Source organism: Stappia albiluteola (assembly GCF_014050225.1).
In the GTDB taxonomy this organism is placed as follows: Bacteria; Pseudomonadota; Alphaproteobacteria; order Rhizobiales; family Stappiaceae; genus Hongsoonwoonella; species Hongsoonwoonella albiluteola.
The window spans coordinates 1-13,259 of sequence record NZ_JACFXV010000063.1 but is presented as its reverse complement, the minus strand read 5'-3'; the positions used below and the strand labels follow the sequence as shown (position 1 = coordinate 13,259).

Genomic DNA, 13,259 nt, shown 5'->3' with positions numbered 1-13,259 from the left:
TCCGGCTGCTGCTACACCGGCTAGAGATAGGTGACGGCGAGATAGATCACCAGACCGATAGCGAAGAACAGCCCGGCGATGCGGCCGATGCGCGAGCCCCATACCTCGATGGCGTCGTCCGGGTCCTTGTCGCCGGCCATGAAGTGATCGCGCGCTGTATCCGCCGCCCTTGCCACGGACGACGGCAGGATCGTTTCGCTGTCGCGCTCCACCGCCCGCAGTGCCCTTCGGGCTTCTTCGGTCTTCTCGCGGTCGAGTTCCTCGCGTTTCGACATCGCTTGCCTCCCGGCCTCGCCCCGATTGACAGCCTACGCCTGCTTGCGCCGCCGAGCCACCAGCGCGACGAGCGCCAGCGCGGCAAGCGCGGCCGAGGCCACCGCGTTCCAGCCGGCGAAGGACAGGCCAAAGAGCCGCCAGCTTGCTTCCGTGCAGCTAACGACCCGGGTGGTGCTGAGCGCCGACAGCAGGTTTTCCGCAGATGTCGGCGCAGCCGTGCCGCCGCCGCAGTCGCTCGGGCCGGGCCAGAAGCCCCATTCCGCGCCCGCCTGGTAGATGCCGAGGCCGCTGCCATAGGCGAAGGCGACGGCCACGGCGGCCAGCAGCAGCCCGACGAGGGCGGGCACCCTGTCCGCCAGGGCCAGCACAAGCGCCAGGGCTGCGAGCGGCAAGCCGACATAATAGGGCACGCGCTGTTCCAGGCAGAGCTTGCAGGGCACGTAGCCGCCGATCAGCTGGAAGCCCCAGGCGGCCGAGATCGTAGCAAGGCCGAGAAGCAGGAGCAGGGAAAGCGAAAGTTTCGACAGGGTCTTGCCGGCTGGCATGCTCATATCACCTTCAAAGATACCGGATTGCCGCGAAGCCGCCGATCAGCGCGATGACGAAGACCGTAAAGACGAGGCCAAGCCGCTTTTCGATGAAATCGCGGATCGGCGGGCCGAACAGGTAGAGCAGGCCCGAGACGACGAAGAAGCGCAGGCCGCGCGACACGAGGCTCGCCGCCATGAAGACCGGCAGGCTGAGGCCGGTCGCGCCGCTGGCGATGGTGATCACCTTGTAGGGAAAGGGCGTCAGCCCGGCGATGAAGACGATCCACGGCCCGAAGGCGTTGAAATCGGCGCGGAAGCTCTCGAACTTCTCGAGATAGCCGTAGAAGCTCAGGATCGGCTCGGCGAGCTGCACGAACAGGAAGGCGCCGATCGCATAGCCGAACAGGCCGCCGACGACAGAGGTGACGGTGCAGATCACCGCATAGGCGAAGGCGCGGTCCCGCCGCGCGATCACCATGGGGATCAGCAGCACGTCGGGCGGGATCGGAAAGAACGAGCTTTCGGCGAAGGACACGGTGCCGAGCGCCACCGGCGCGCGGGGGCCGGAAGCGAGCGACATGGTCCAGTCATAGAGGCGGCGCAACATGAGCGTTCCATAGCGGTAGCCGCGAGGCTTGTCACGTACCGGTATGTGGCAGACGGCGTTATCGCAAATAAAAAGGGCGGCACCGCGCCGCCCTTCCGGGTTTCGAACGGGGGCGTTGCCGCCTATTTCGCGGCCTTGGCCCGCTCGATCGTCTCCAGCACCAGACGCTTGGCGTCGTCCGGCCCGCCCCAGCCGACGACCTTCACCCACTTGCCGGCTTCCAGGTCCTTGTAGTGCTCGAAGAAGTGCTGGATCTGCTTCAGCGTGATCTCCGGCAGGTCCTCGTAGTGGGCCACGCTCTCGTAGCGACGGGTGATCTTGCTGGAGGGCACGGCGATCAGCTTTTCGTCCATGCCGGCCTCGTCTTCCATGAACATCACGCCGATCGGGCGGCAGTTCATGATGGCGCCGGGAAGGATCGGCCGCTGGTTCACCACGACCACGTCGAGCGGATCGCCGTCGCCGCACAGCGTGTGCGGCACGAAGCCGTAATTGCCGGGGTAGCGCATCGGCGTATAGAGGAAGCGGTCGACATACATGGCGCCGGCTTCCTTATCCATCTCGTACTTGATCGGTTCGCCGCCCACGGGCACTTCGATGATGACGTTGATGTCCTCGGGCGGGTTCTTGCCGATGGGCACAGCATCGATACGCATGGCAGCTTGGGCTCCTTGTCAGATTTTGCGGGCTGTATCGCAGCCGCGGGCGACGAAGGCAAGCGACAACGTGTGCGTTGCAACGAAATGCTGAGGAGGCGGAATTCGCCTGTCAGGAGCCGTCGCTGTCGGCGAACCAGCCGAAAATCGCCAATTCCACGGTAGTGGCGGCGATCTGCTCACGCGTGGTCATCAGCACCTGGCCGCCGAGCGACTGGTAGAAATGCATTGCGGCGTCATTGTCCTTGAGCACGCGCACGGCAAGGCCGGAAAGGCGCATGCGATGCAGCTCGCGCCGCGTTCCCCTGAACAGTTTGGAGCCGAAACCGAGGCCCTGGTATTCGGGCAGGATATAGAGCTCGTAGATCTCGCCCTCGAAAGGCAGTTCGCGCATGCGCGAGCGACCGTAGGTGGCATACCCGGCGGGACGTCCGGCCACTTCCAGCACCTGCATCATCACGCCACGCGTCAGCGCGCCGCGCCACCAGCGCGGACCGCGGCGCGACAGCATCCGCTCCAGGTCGACGCCGGACAAAAGACCCCGATACGCTCCGCGCCAGGCCTGCAGGTGGATGGCGGAGAGCGTGGCGGCGTCGGCCGGGCGGGCGGGCCGCATGGCGATCAGATCCGTGCTCATGAAAACAGGATAACGCGCCTCGAGCCTCGACAAAAGCACCGATCGGAGCCCGGATCGCGAAAGACCCAGGAAAGATAGGAAGGGGCCATCCAATGGAAATGGGCAAAAGAAAAGGGCCGGCTCGAAAGCCGGCCCTTCGGGTCACCTTAGGGGATTGTTCCTGTGAGGAACACCTGTTCCAATCTGCGACCGACCCCGGGGGGCTGGGGGGCTAGTGCGTTCCGAAGCCGGTGCCTGATCGGATATCTGAGGCAACGATATATGTATGACCGTCCAACGTGGCTTCCCAAGGGCTGGATTAAGGCAAAATTATGAAAAATTCCGTGATCGGAAGCGCTCTTTTTTGCAGTGCGGTCTTCGCGTCACGACCGACGTCGTTTCCACGCTCCCGGCGCAAGGGCTTCCACGCGACACAAGCTTTTGAAGTTGTTCCACGCTTTGCCTGCCTCCGTCTTCCGGCCGGCTTGAAGGTGCTGGGCACGAGTCCCATTTGCCGCTAGATCACTTCGTGTAACGGCGAAAAAAGAAGGTTGATGCGGCAATGACGGCAGACCAGTCGACGCGGGCGGAAAACGCCAGCTTTCCCGACAGCTTGCTCGAAGGTTACGGGCGCTACCGCGAAAAGGGCTATGTACGCTTCCGCGAGGATTACGAGCGGCTGGCGATCTACGGCCAGACGCCGGATGTCATGGTCGTGTCCTGCTGCGACAGCCGGGTAACGCCGGAGGGTATCTTCGGCGCGGGCCCCGGCGAACTCTTCGTCGTGCGCAACGTGGCCAATCTCGTGCCGCCCTACGAGCCCGACGGCTATTACCACTCGACCAGTGCGGCGCTGGAATTCGCGGTGCAGGCGCTGAAGGTCAAGCATATCGTCGTCATGGGCCACGGCCGCTGCGGCGGCGTTTCGGCCTTCCTCAACCAGAATGCCGTGCCGCTGTCGCCCGGCGATTTCATCGGCAAGTGGATGACATTGCTGGAGCCGGCGGCCGATACCCTCGCCTGCCTCGAAATCGGCAAGGAAGACGACCGCCAGCTTGCGATGGAATATGCGGGCGTGCGCCAGTCGCTTGCCAACCTGCGCACTTTTCCCTGCGTGAATATCCTGGAGGACAAGGGTCGCCTTGCCCTGCATGGCGCCTGGTTCGATATCGGCTCCGGCGAGTTGCGCCTGATGAACCCCGAAACCGGCGAGTTCCATCTGGCTCCAACGGGCAAGGCTGGCGACGCCGGGTAAGGCTTCACGCGGGTTTTCAGCCGGCGACAAAAGGTGTATTGGCCCGCCCGTCAAAGGAGAATAGGTTCACGGACGCAACCTTTTCTCCTTTGATTGCATTGGTATAGCCTTTTGATTTTCCTTCGCAATTACCGCCATGGCCTGGTGCTGGGCATGGGACGTTCCGCTGCGATCTGCGGCGATCAGATTCTCGAGATCATGCTTGTCTGGGCCGTCTGGCAACTGACGCAGTCGTCCACCCTGACCGGTCTTGCCGTCTTCATCCAGCGTGCGCCCTTCTGGCTCTTCGGTTTCGTGGGGGCGACATTCACCGACCGGCTGGGCGCGCTGCCGATCTTAAAGCGGGCGAACGGTTTTGCGATCCTGGTCGCAGCCCTGGCGACGCTCGCGATGGCCGCAGGATCGTCCGAGGCACTGACGATCCTGTGCGCCGCCTTCGCGATCGGCTGCGCCAGAGCCTTCGAGTCGCCGGCCCTGACGGCTATCGTACCGGCATTGCAGCCGGTCTGGTCAACCAAGAACCTCAACAACCTGCTGGACAACGCCAAGCGTCTCGGGCGCCTTGTCGCGCCGTTTCCCGCCATGCTTCTCGGCAAGACGGCAACCTTTCTCGTGCTCGATATCGCCGCGGCGAGCTTTGCCATCATGGTGACGGCCGCAACCGTCCTGTCACGCTCGATCAGACCGGCGACCAATCCGCTTCCGACAGGGATCGGCGAACAACTGCGCGCCATCCGCACTATCTGCGCATCGCGGGTGCTGGCGGCGGTACTTGTCTGCTCGGCGGTCTACGCACTCTTCCATGGCGCGGCCTATTTCGTGATCCTGCCGCGCATCCTGCTGGAAGGCGGCAACGGCGAGGCAGGTGCCTATGCCAGCGTCATCGGAGCTTTCGCCTTCGGCGGCATCGCGGCAAACCTGATCATTGCGTGGCTTCCGGCAAGCCGATCCAATCTGATGGTCGGCTTCGGCATGTTCGTCGCGGGCCTTGCCTTCCTGCTGGTCGGCCAGACCGGAACGCTTGCCCTGCAAATGGCGATCGGCCTTGCCGGCGGAGCTTCCTTTGCCTTCCAGGATGTCTTCATCATCACATTGATCCAGAAGCACGCGGCCGCGACCCATCTGGCGCGCGCCCATGCGCTTTGGCGGCTCGGGTCCGAGCTTGGGCTCGGTGCCGGCGTACTCTTGGGCGGCATAGCGGCCGACAATTTCGACGCCGCATGGCTTTTGCTCGTCGTCGGCGCAAGTATCGGACTTGTAAGCCTCGTCCTCGTCCTGCGGACTTCGCCCGAAGCCGAAGACCGGCATCCCGCCTAACCCGCGAAGTTCAATGCACTGCCGAGGACGGCACGGAACACGCCGGCCCAGGCCCGCCTCGCGGGTCTCTGGCCGTATGGGAGGACGGCGGAACGAAAAGCCCCGGGCGCGGCGATGCACGCGCCCGGGGCTTTCAGGTAGATGACGCCGGCAGGCGGAGCTTTCGTCAGGCGGCCCGCTTCTTCGGCTGGATCAGCTTGCGGTTGACCAGAACCTCGGCGATTTGAACCGCGTTCAGCGCCGCGCCCTTGCGCAGGTTGTCGGAGACGACCCAGATATTGAGGCCGTTTTCGACTGTCGCGTCCTCGCGGATGCGCGAGATATAGGTCGCGTCCTCGCCGGCGCATTCGAACGGCGTGACGTAGCCGCCGTCTTCCTGCTTGTCGACGACGAGGCAGCCCGGCGCCTCGCGCAGGATCGAGCGGGCGTCCTCAGCCGTGATCGGCTTCTCGAATTCGATATTCACGCTCTCCGCATGGCCGATGAAGACGGGCACACGCACAGCCGTGCAGGTAACCTTGATCTTCGGGTCAAGCATCTTCTTGGTCTCGGCCAGCACCTTCCATTCTTCCTTGGTGTAGCCGTCTTCCATGAAGACATCGATATGCGGGATGACGTTATAGGCGATCCGCTTGGTGAACTTCTTCGCCTCGACCGGATCGTTGACGAAGATCGCCCGCGTCTGGTTGAAGAGCTCGTCCATTGCGTCCTTGCCCGCGCCCGAGACCGACTGGTAGGTCGACACGACAACGCGCTTGATGGTGGCCGCCTCGTGCAGCGGCTTCAGCGCGACGACGAGCTGTGCGGTGGAGCAGTTCGGATTGGCGATGATGTTCTTCCTGGTGAAGCCGGCAATCGCATCGGCATTCACTTCGGGCACGATCAGCGGCACGTCGGCGTCGTAGCGCCAGGCCGAGGAGTTGTCGATGACGACGCAGCCTTGCGCCGCGATCTTCGGCGACCATTCCTTGGAGGCCGAGCCGCCGGCCGACATCAGGCAGATATCGGTGTCGGAGAAATCGTAGTTCTCAAGCGCCTGGCACTTCAGCGTCTTGTCGCCGAAGGAAACGTCGACGCCCTGCGACCGGCGGGACGCGATAGCCACCACCTGGTCGGCCGGAAAGCCGCGTTCCGCGAGGATATCGAGCATTTCGCGGCCCACATTACCCGTGGCGCCTACGACTGCGACCTTGTAACCCATCGTGATAGTTCCTCTTTTTCCGCCCCCCGCGAGCCATCCGGCGCATCAAGCGACCGTGGCCCTCGGCGCTCCCCTCGTGACCCGGGGGAGCGCGGGACGAGAGGCACCGTCAGGCGGTGGTTTTAGTGGTCGTGGTTTTGAGGGTGGTCTCGCGCGGATCGTTCGCGCACGTCATCGCCGCCGCAAAAAGGGCGGTTGCCGAAAAACCGGCGATGTCGTCGTGCCGCAAGGCCATTGGATCGAACGTCCGACTGAAACGATTGCGAACGTCATGACGAAAAAGGGGGATCAAGTCAACCGGAATGCGTGTGATCCGGCACGGGGGAAGACCGCGGGCTTCGAAATTCGCCACACGGATTTTCCGCCCCATTTATGCGATCGGGAAACGAATTCACGCATCAGGGAGGCCGGGAGATGTCGGAAGTAACGGGCAAATCGGGAAACGCGAAACCGGACAGGCGCCTGTTCATCGCTTCCGCGCTGGCGCTTCTGGTGCCGGCCCGGGCGTTTGCCCACCACGGCTGGCGATGGGCGGAAGACGGCCAGTTCGAGCTGACGGGCATCATCCGCTCGATCTATCTTGGGCCGCCGCACGGCCTTCTCGATGTCGACGTCGAGGGGGCAATGTGGAAGGTCGAACTTGGTCCACCCTCGCGCATCCGCGGCGCCGGGCTGAAGGAAGGCGGCATTTCCGAGGGCCAGGAGGTTTTCGCCTCCGGCCACCGGTCGAAAAACCGGTCGGAAAACGTCATGAAGGCGGAAAGAATCACCGTGGCCGGTATAGTCTATGACTTCTATCCCAATCGCTCGGGCTGAACTTCTTGGACTTGACTAGCATTCTTCATCTCGACGAGGCGGCGCGTTTCCTGCAGGCGTCGCAGGCGGCGACGCTCATGCGGCGCGAGCCGTGGCTCTATCCGTTCGTCAATTTCGGCCATGTCGTGGGCATCGCGCTGCTGTTCGGGGCGATCCTGCCACTCGACCTGCGCCTGATGGGTTTCTGGAAGGCGGTGCCGCTGGCCGAGTTGAAGCGCGTGCTTGTGCCGGTCTCCATGCTCGGCCTCCTGATCGCGATCACGACAGGCACCTTGATGATTTCGGTAAAGGCGACCGACTATCTCGCCATGCCGGTGATGCAGGCCAAGCTTGTCCTCGTCGCGCTCGGTATCCTGAACGCCCTGTCGCTCAGGATCGTGCCCGCCTGGCGCCTTCTGGCGCAGGTTGATTCACGCGGCACCATTTCCCGCTTCCGCTGGGCAGGCTTTTTCTCCGCCGCGATCTGGCTTTCGGTGATCGGCTGCGGCCGGGCGATCGGTTATCTGTGACGGCGCGCTGCAGCCCCGTCATTCGCAGGCCTTCAGCGTGATGCCCTCGGGCAGCTTCGTCTTCTCGTCGCCGCAGGCATTGATGATGCGCTCGGGCGACAGTCCCCGCACGCCGGTCAGGTCCGCTCCGGCAAGCCGCGTGCGGCGCAACAGCGCATCGGTCAGATTGGCGCCGGACAGATCGGCCCCCGTCAGATCGGTACTGGTCATGTGCGCGCCGGTCAGGTCCGCGCGCCTGAATGTCGTACCGGCCGCCCTGACCCGGTCGAAATCGGCGTATTTCAGCCGGGCGCCGTCGAAATTCGCGCCTTCGATCATCGCCCGCTCGAGATCGACGCCGTCCATCTTCGCACCCTTGAAGATGGTATTGGCCGCCTTGCTGCGCACCAGATAGGCGAAGCGCATGTCGGCATCGGTGAAATCGCTCTCGCTCATGTCCGCTTCGGCGAGATCGGCGTCCCTCAGGTCCGCGTCGGCGAATATGGTCCTCACCAGTATCGCCTTCTCCATATCCACGGCACGCAGGGAGCCACCGGTAAGGTCGCTGCCCGACAAATCCGCGCGTTCGAATTCGGCGCGGCGCAGATCGGCCCCGCGCAGATCGGCGTTGGTGAGACGCGCCTCCTTGAGATCCGCCTCGCGCAACACCGCCCGCTCCAGTTTCGCGCCGTCGAGCGAGATTTCGCGCATTTCGTCGAACTTGAAGTCGCAGCGCGGACAGGCGCCCGTCGACAGGAGCCGGTCAATTGACGACTGCCCGGCCAGTGCGCTGCCGCCGAACAGGGCCGCGAGCGCGATCGCACCTGCGATACTGCTGAAATTCCGCGTCTTTCTCATGCGACCGTTCCGTTCGATCCTCTTGATGAATGTAGGAAATCTATGCGGGCCTTTCCAGAAAAACGGCAAATCTTGAAAGCCTTTTCACCAGCCAGCGGGCGGGTGGCCATGGCGCGGCCGCATCCTTGCGCAATGCGGTGTTGCGCGATGCGGCGAAAAGTGAAGCAGGCGCCTGGGACAGGCGGTTAAAGCCGTGTTAATCTTTTCCCGATGCCACAAGAAGGGAAATACTTGTAAAATTCAGGCAAGCAGTGGGGGTGTGTAATGAGTCGGCCCATTTGCGGAACAATGCTATCTGCTTTCTTTTTGACAGTGTTTCTGAGCCTCGTTTCCTTGCAGCCGGCCAGGGCCGGCACGGTCATCGCCCGGATCGACCTTTCCGAACAAAAAATGGTGGTCTACGTCAACGGCCGCAGGCTGCAATCCTGGCCGGTCTCAACGGCAAGGCGCGGCTACCGCACGCCCACCGGCACGTTCCGGCCCGGGCGCATGCACCGGCGCTACTTCTCGAAGAAATATCACAATTCGCCGATGCCCTGGTCGGTCTTCTTCTATGGCGGCTACGCCATCCACGGCACCGATGCGGTCAGGAGCCTCGGACGGCCCGCCTCGCATGGCTGCATCCGCCTGCATCCGGCGAATGCGCGGCACCTCTATTCGCTGATCCAGCAGCATGGAAAGAAGAATGCGCGAATCGTGATTACGCGCTAACCTGTCGTTTACGAAATGGACGAAGGCCGCTTGCCTGGGTGGCGGGTTTCGCTAGTGTCCGTTTCGAATAATCCGGCGGGACGAAGAAGGAGGCGGGGTCGCATTTGCCAACCTTCCTCGTCCGCCGATAGCTGACGACGCACAACCTGACAGTCAGCGTGTCGATGATGGCGCAAAACCCTTGCTAAATCGTTGGCACGCTGACGCTCAAGATCACGGGCAAGCGGGCAGGAAAACCACAATATCTTGAGTATCTTTAGAGTTTGGTAACGATACCTGTCGTTTGCTCGTGCACAATGCGACGGCCTTCCGGTGCAGGTTAACGAACCGGCAAGGCTTGTTTCCGGCGCCTGTGGAAATCAGCCGAATTCGGCGCGCAGATCGACCGTCGAACGGCTGCCGATGGCCTCGAAATTCTCCTTCGCCCAGTGCCTTGCCGTCTCGCGGCCGATGTCGCGCAATTCGGTAAGGAAAGCCCATTCGGCGTTCATCTTGGAGGAAGCCTGCAGGGGCCGCAGGTCGCTCGCCGCGATGCGGTGGAAATGCACCTTCATGTAATGCTCGTTGCTAAGCTTGCCTTCCTCGATCAGCCTGGTGACGAAGTCGACGGCGCGCAGTTCGCGCAGCAGCGTCGAATTGAAGGTGATCTCGTTCAGCCGATTCAGGATCTCGCGCGCGGTGCGCGGCGTCTCGCGCCGCTCCAGCGGATTGATCTGGATGAGCACGGTGTCGGGCGTGTTGGTGCTGTAGAACAGCGGATAGAGTGGCGGATTGCCCATGTAGCCGCCGTCCCAGTAGGGCTCGCCCTCGATCTCGACCGCCTGGAAGAGATGCGGCAGGCAGGCCGAGGCCATCACCGCGTCCAGTGTGATCTCCGATGCGGAGAAGACGCGGATCTTGCCGGTATAGACATTGGTGGCGGCAATGAAGAGCTTGATCCCCTTGCAGTGCCGGACATTGTCGAAATCGACCGTCTCTTCCAGCACATCGCGCAAGGGATTGTAGTTCAGCGGGTTGAACTCGTAAGGCGAGGCGAAGCGCGACACCAGGTCGAAGGCGAGATAGCTCGGCGAGAAATCGAGGCTCCACTGGCCGAGCGCCACGTCGACCGGCGACCGCCGGATCGGGCTGAGGAAGGAGAAGTCGCTGACGGCGCGCCAGAACTTCTCCAGCGTCTCGCGCGCGCCGTCCGGTCCATCCCTTTGATAGCCGCAGGCAAGCGCGACGGCGTTCATGGCCCCCGCCGAGGTACCGGTGATGCCGTCGATCTCGAAATGCTCGTGCTCCAGCAGCCAGTCGAGAACGCCCCAGGTGAAGGCGCCATGCGCGCCGCCGCCCTGAAGCGCCAGATTGACCCGCTTGTGAGGAAGCTTCCCGGCCGCCATCGCGCCCTCGCCTGCTCTCGGTTGAACTCCTACTGCGCCGTCCAGCCGCCATCCATCGGCAGGATCGCGCCGGTGATCGCGCTTGCCGCGTCCGAGCACAGGAACACCGCAAGGGCCGCCACCTGGTCCACCGTGACGAACTGCTTCGTCGGCTGGGCGGCCAGCAGGACGTCCCGCTTCACCTGCTCCTCGGTCATGTTGCGCGCCTTCATCGTATCGGGGATCTGGCGCTCGACAAGCGGTGTCCAGACATAGCCCGGGCAGATGGCGTTGACGGTGATGTTCTGCTGCGCCACTTCCAGCGCCACCGTCTTCGTCAGGCCGGCAATGCCGTGCTTGGCCGCCACATAGGCGCTCTTGAAGGGTGACGCGACCAGGGCATGCGCCGAAGCCGTGTTGACGATACGCCCCCAGCCCTTGCGCTTCATGCCCGGCAGGGCTGCGCGAATGGTGTGGAAGGAGGAGGAAAGGTTGATGGCGATGATCGCATCCCACTTCTCGATCGGGAATTCGTCGATCGGCGACACATGCTGGATACCGGCATTGTTGCAGAGAACGTCGACGGCGCCGAACTCCCTCTCCGCATCCGCGATCATCGCGGCGATCTCGTCGGGCTTCGTCATGTCGGCGGGCGAATACCGGCACTGCACGCCGAACTCGCGCTCGATCCCGGCGCGCTCCTTCTCGATCGCCTCCGCCTCGCCGAAGCCGTTGATGACCACGTTGGCGCCCTGCGCCGCATAGGCGCGCGCCAGGGCGAGGCCGATGCCGGAGGTCGAACCGGTGACGGCGGCTGTCTTGTTGGCGAGCATGATGGGTCTCCCTTGCTGCATGCGGTTGCCGGCTGCCTCCCTCGGCCGCCCGGGTCCGCCTTCGCCTGCATATGACCCCAACCGCCGCTGCACTGCAACATGAAGCTTTGGCGACGAGATGGCCGCCGCGCGGAATTGAACGCTCAGCTCGGGAAGGCCTAGTCGATGCGCTCCTGCATGATGTAGTAGCCGCCGGTCAGGATCGTCGTCAGCAGAGCCAAGGAAACCGCGTCGAAAAGCGGTCCAACAGCAGGTATCTGCGGGCTGAAGAGGATATTGGGAAAGTCTGTCGATGCCGAACCCCCTAACAACAGGTTAAGAACGAGATTGATTGGCCAGAACGACAGATCGACGGCAATGATCGCGAGCATCATGGGCACGCCGAGACCGCGGCTTTCGCGCCAGGCATCCTTGAGCGTAACCGGCCTGTCGACGGCGATCGACGGCAGAACGAGCGAGCATCGCATCAGTGCCGGCAATACAAGATAGGCCGAGCAGATGGATGCCAGTTGCGCTGCCGGACCGGGCACCGCATCCCGCCATTCGGCTTGAAGCCACAACAAAAACATCAGAAAGGGCGCTATGACGACCAACCCCAGTCCTGCAAGAATGAGCATCCGGGCAAAATAGCGGGCTTCCCTGCGCCCAAACTGAAGGCGAGGTTCGGCGGAAGCTCCGCCGACCAGCAACACCCTGTGCCAGCGGACACTTGCAGACACGCAAAAGATGGCAGACAGCGCCGCCACGAGAAATATGACCGTGGCACCTTGAGAAAAGAGACTGACCAGAAAAAGGAAATAGGAGGCGACGGCCAACCACCCATAAAGCTTGGCGAATTCTCTGAAATTTGCGGACAGTGCTTCAAAAGTCCCCTTGAACAGACGAACGGTCGTACCCATGCCGGCCTCATTTGAACGAACTAAAAAATCAATGCTCCGTGTGTGCTATCCGACCCCGCTTTCGCGAAGGTAAAGATTGGCGGTTGAATTTGCGGGGCCTGCACCGACCGGTCGGCTTCGCTCCCCCTGTCCAGTATGATGCCCGAGAATGGGGGGCTGCTTCTCTGTCGCAGCCCTTCGGTTCGTCATGCGCGGGCTTGACCCGCGTATCCACGCGATATCCCCCCTTGCCGCAGCCTTTCGATGGATCGCCGGGTCTGGGCCCGGCGAAGACGAGAGGAGAGGCAGAGCGTCACGTCGAAGGTCGGCGGTCAGGCAAAGCGCTTGCTCCATACACGGTGTCATCCCCGTGAAAACGGGGACCCAGTAGACACCCGCCTCAGTGGCTGCTTCTCTGCCTTAGCCCCTCGGTTCGTCATACGCGGGCTCGACCCGCGTATCCATGCGGCCTCACCCCTTGGCGCACTCCTTTCGGAAAACTAATCCCCGCCTTCTAGCCTGCCCTTATCCTTGTCCCATCGCCCGGCTGCTCGTGGGACCGTGATCGGACCGACCGTTCATGTAAGCCGGGGGCGTGACGGCTCTGGCTGAAAGGGTGTAACGGCCCCGAGTAGGCTGGGGTGATCCCTATGCCAGGGGGAGCACCGAGAGGTGTCCGGGCTGGGCACGCCCGACCGTTGGCAGGACGCCTGCCCCGTTCCAAGGGGGCAGGTGCCGGCGGAAGGGCGGCAAGAGGTCGAACGGCGCCCGTCAAGGGTCATCCGTTCTGCTGGTCCGGCTCGTGGAAGTTGGTATGGGCGGCGGGAGATAACGTCACGGGCAAGGCGCGGCA

The 13,259-nt window shown here is 63.1% G+C and carries 16 protein-coding genes; 5 read left to right on the top strand and 11 right to left on the bottom strand.

Going from position 1 to position 13,259, the window contains the following annotated elements:
• Window positions 1-20: 20 nt before the first annotated feature.
• The 5 genes from H2509_RS15205 to H2509_RS15185 all read right to left on the bottom strand — a co-directional run bounded on the left by H2509_RS15205 (window position 21) and on the right by H2509_RS15185 (window position 2,706).
• The gene (locus H2509_RS15205) at window positions 21-275 is read right to left on the bottom strand and encodes a hypothetical protein (protein WP_182166767.1); all 255 of its coding nucleotides are present in this window, start codon (window positions 273-275) and stop codon (window positions 21-23) included.
• A gap of 33 nt (window positions 276-308) precedes the next feature.
• Entirely contained in the window at window positions 309-827 is a 519-nt protein-coding gene (locus H2509_RS15200) for a disulfide bond formation protein B (protein WP_209001992.1), read from the bottom strand.
• Window positions 828-834: 7 nt separating this feature from the next.
• Window positions 835-1,413 carry a YqaA family protein gene (locus H2509_RS15195; RefSeq protein ID WP_182166765.1) on the bottom strand — a complete coding sequence of 193 codons (579 nt, stop codon included), beginning with the start codon at window positions 1,411-1,413 and terminating at the stop codon, window positions 835-837.
• A gap of 122 nt (window positions 1,414-1,535) precedes the next feature.
• Window positions 1,536-2,069, bottom strand: coding sequence for an inorganic diphosphatase (gene ppa, locus H2509_RS15190; protein ID WP_182166763.1), 534 nt, complete (start codon window positions 2,067-2,069; stop codon window positions 1,536-1,538).
• A gap of 112 nt (window positions 2,070-2,181) precedes the next feature.
• A complete protein-coding gene (locus H2509_RS15185; RefSeq protein WP_182166761.1) occupies window positions 2,182-2,706 on the bottom strand; it encodes a GNAT family N-acetyltransferase in 525 nt (174 codons plus the stop codon).
• A 541-nt stretch (window positions 2,707-3,247) separates the two neighbouring features.
• On the opposite strand from H2509_RS15185, the gene H2509_RS15180 reads away from it, so the two are divergent.
• Both H2509_RS15180 and H2509_RS15175 read left to right on the top strand, forming a co-directional pair.
• The gene (locus H2509_RS15180) at window positions 3,248-3,940 is read left to right on the top strand and encodes a carbonic anhydrase (protein ID WP_182166759.1); all 693 of its coding nucleotides are present in this window, start codon (window positions 3,248-3,250) and stop codon (window positions 3,938-3,940) included.
• Between the two features lie 153 nt (window positions 3,941-4,093).
• Window positions 4,094-5,257 (top strand): MFS transporter, encoded by a 1,164-nt coding sequence (locus tag H2509_RS15175; RefSeq protein WP_182166757.1) that lies wholly within the window; start codon window positions 4,094-4,096, stop codon window positions 5,255-5,257.
• 166 nt (window positions 5,258-5,423) lie between these two features.
• Here the strand turns inward: H2509_RS15175 and H2509_RS15170 are convergent, their stop codons facing one another.
• Both H2509_RS15170 and H2509_RS15165 read right to left on the bottom strand, forming a co-directional pair.
• Window positions 5,424-6,458: an aspartate-semialdehyde dehydrogenase gene (locus H2509_RS15170; RefSeq protein ID WP_182166755.1), complete on the bottom strand. Its 1,035-nt coding sequence runs from the start codon at window positions 6,456-6,458 to the stop codon at window positions 5,424-5,426.
• Between the two features lie 109 nt (window positions 6,459-6,567).
• Complete coding sequence (locus H2509_RS15165; RefSeq protein WP_182166745.1) at window positions 6,568-6,810, bottom strand: hypothetical protein; 243 nt, start codon at window positions 6,808-6,810, stop codon at window positions 6,568-6,570.
• 62 nt (window positions 6,811-6,872) lie between these two features.
• Here H2509_RS15165 and H2509_RS15160 point away from each other — a divergent pair, with 62 nt between their 5' ends.
• Window positions 6,873-7,274, top strand: coding sequence for a hypothetical protein (locus H2509_RS15160; RefSeq protein ID WP_182166743.1), 402 nt, complete (start codon window positions 6,873-6,875; stop codon window positions 7,272-7,274).
• Window positions 7,275-7,285: 11 nt separating this feature from the next.
• Window positions 7,286-7,783, top strand: coding sequence for a DUF2214 domain-containing protein (locus H2509_RS15155; protein ID WP_209001991.1), 498 nt, complete (start codon window positions 7,286-7,288; stop codon window positions 7,781-7,783).
• An 18-nt stretch (window positions 7,784-7,801) separates the two neighbouring features.
• On the opposite strand, the gene H2509_RS15150 is transcribed toward H2509_RS15155, so the two are convergent.
• The gene (locus tag H2509_RS15150; RefSeq protein WP_182166741.1) at window positions 7,802-8,620 is read right to left on the bottom strand and encodes a pentapeptide repeat-containing protein; all 819 of its coding nucleotides are present in this window, start codon (window positions 8,618-8,620) and stop codon (window positions 7,802-7,804) included.
• A gap of 333 nt (window positions 8,621-8,953) precedes the next feature.
• On the opposite strand from H2509_RS15150, the gene H2509_RS15145 reads away from it, so the two are divergent.
• The gene (locus H2509_RS15145) at window positions 8,954-9,331 is read left to right on the top strand and encodes a L,D-transpeptidase (protein ID WP_235975002.1); all 378 of its coding nucleotides are present in this window, start codon (window positions 8,954-8,956) and stop codon (window positions 9,329-9,331) included.
• A 359-nt stretch (window positions 9,332-9,690) separates the two neighbouring features.
• Here the strand turns inward: H2509_RS15145 and H2509_RS15140 are convergent, their stop codons facing one another.
• The 3 genes from H2509_RS15140 to H2509_RS15130 form a co-directional block, all read right to left on the bottom strand.
• On the bottom strand, window positions 9,691-10,716 hold the full coding sequence (locus H2509_RS15140; RefSeq protein WP_182166737.1) for a patatin-like phospholipase family protein: 1,026 nt from the start codon (window positions 10,714-10,716) through the stop codon (window positions 9,691-9,693).
• 29 nt (window positions 10,717-10,745) lie between these two features.
• A complete protein-coding gene (locus tag H2509_RS15135) occupies window positions 10,746-11,528 on the bottom strand; it encodes a 3-hydroxybutyrate dehydrogenase (RefSeq protein WP_182166735.1) in 783 nt (260 codons plus the stop codon).
• Between the two features lie 158 nt (window positions 11,529-11,686).
• Window positions 11,687-12,427 carry a hypothetical protein gene (locus tag H2509_RS15130; RefSeq protein WP_182166733.1) on the bottom strand — a complete coding sequence of 247 codons (741 nt, stop codon included), beginning with the start codon at window positions 12,425-12,427 and terminating at the stop codon, window positions 11,687-11,689.
• Window positions 12,428-13,259: the final 832 nt, after the last annotated feature.

What these genes read in the sequence shown, in the direction of transcription:
- H2509_RS15185 (WP_182166761.1), bottom strand. Translation starts at nt 2,706, where the DNA reads ATGAGCACGGATCTGATCGCCATGCGGCCCGCCCGCCCGGCCGACGCC.
- H2509_RS15170 (WP_182166755.1), bottom strand. Translation starts at nt 6,458, where the DNA reads ATGGGTTACAAGGTCGCAGTCGTAGGCGCCACGGGTAATGTGGGCCGC.
- H2509_RS15180 (WP_182166759.1), top strand. Translation starts at nt 3,248, where the DNA reads ATGACGGCAGACCAGTCGACGCGGGCGGAAAACGCCAGCTTTCCCGAC.
- ppa (WP_182166763.1), bottom strand. Translation starts at nt 2,069, where the DNA reads ATGCGTATCGATGCTGTGCCCATCGGCAAGAACCCGCCCGAGGACATC.
- H2509_RS15175 (WP_182166757.1), top strand. Translation starts at nt 4,094, where the DNA reads ATGGGACGTTCCGCTGCGATCTGCGGCGATCAGATTCTCGAGATCATG.
- H2509_RS15140 (WP_182166737.1), bottom strand. Translation starts at nt 10,716, where the DNA reads ATGGCGGCCGGGAAGCTTCCTCACAAGCGGGTCAATCTGGCGCTTCAG.
- H2509_RS15195 (WP_182166765.1), bottom strand. Translation starts at nt 1,413, where the DNA reads ATGTTGCGCCGCCTCTATGACTGGACCATGTCGCTCGCTTCCGGCCCC.
- H2509_RS15135 (WP_182166735.1), bottom strand. Translation starts at nt 11,528, where the DNA reads ATGCTCGCCAACAAGACAGCCGCCGTCACCGGTTCGACCTCCGGCATC.
- H2509_RS15200 (WP_209001992.1), bottom strand. Translation starts at nt 827, where the DNA reads ATGAGCATGCCAGCCGGCAAGACCCTGTCGAAACTTTCGCTTTCCCTG.
- H2509_RS15205 (WP_182166767.1), bottom strand. Translation starts at nt 275, where the DNA reads ATGTCGAAACGCGAGGAACTCGACCGCGAGAAGACCGAAGAAGCCCGA.
- H2509_RS15130 (WP_182166733.1), bottom strand. Translation starts at nt 12,427, where the DNA reads ATGGGTACGACCGTTCGTCTGTTCAAGGGGACTTTTGAAGCACTGTCC.
- H2509_RS15160 (WP_182166743.1), top strand. Translation starts at nt 6,873, where the DNA reads ATGTCGGAAGTAACGGGCAAATCGGGAAACGCGAAACCGGACAGGCGC.
- H2509_RS15150 (WP_182166741.1), bottom strand. Translation starts at nt 8,620, where the DNA reads ATGAGAAAGACGCGGAATTTCAGCAGTATCGCAGGTGCGATCGCGCTC.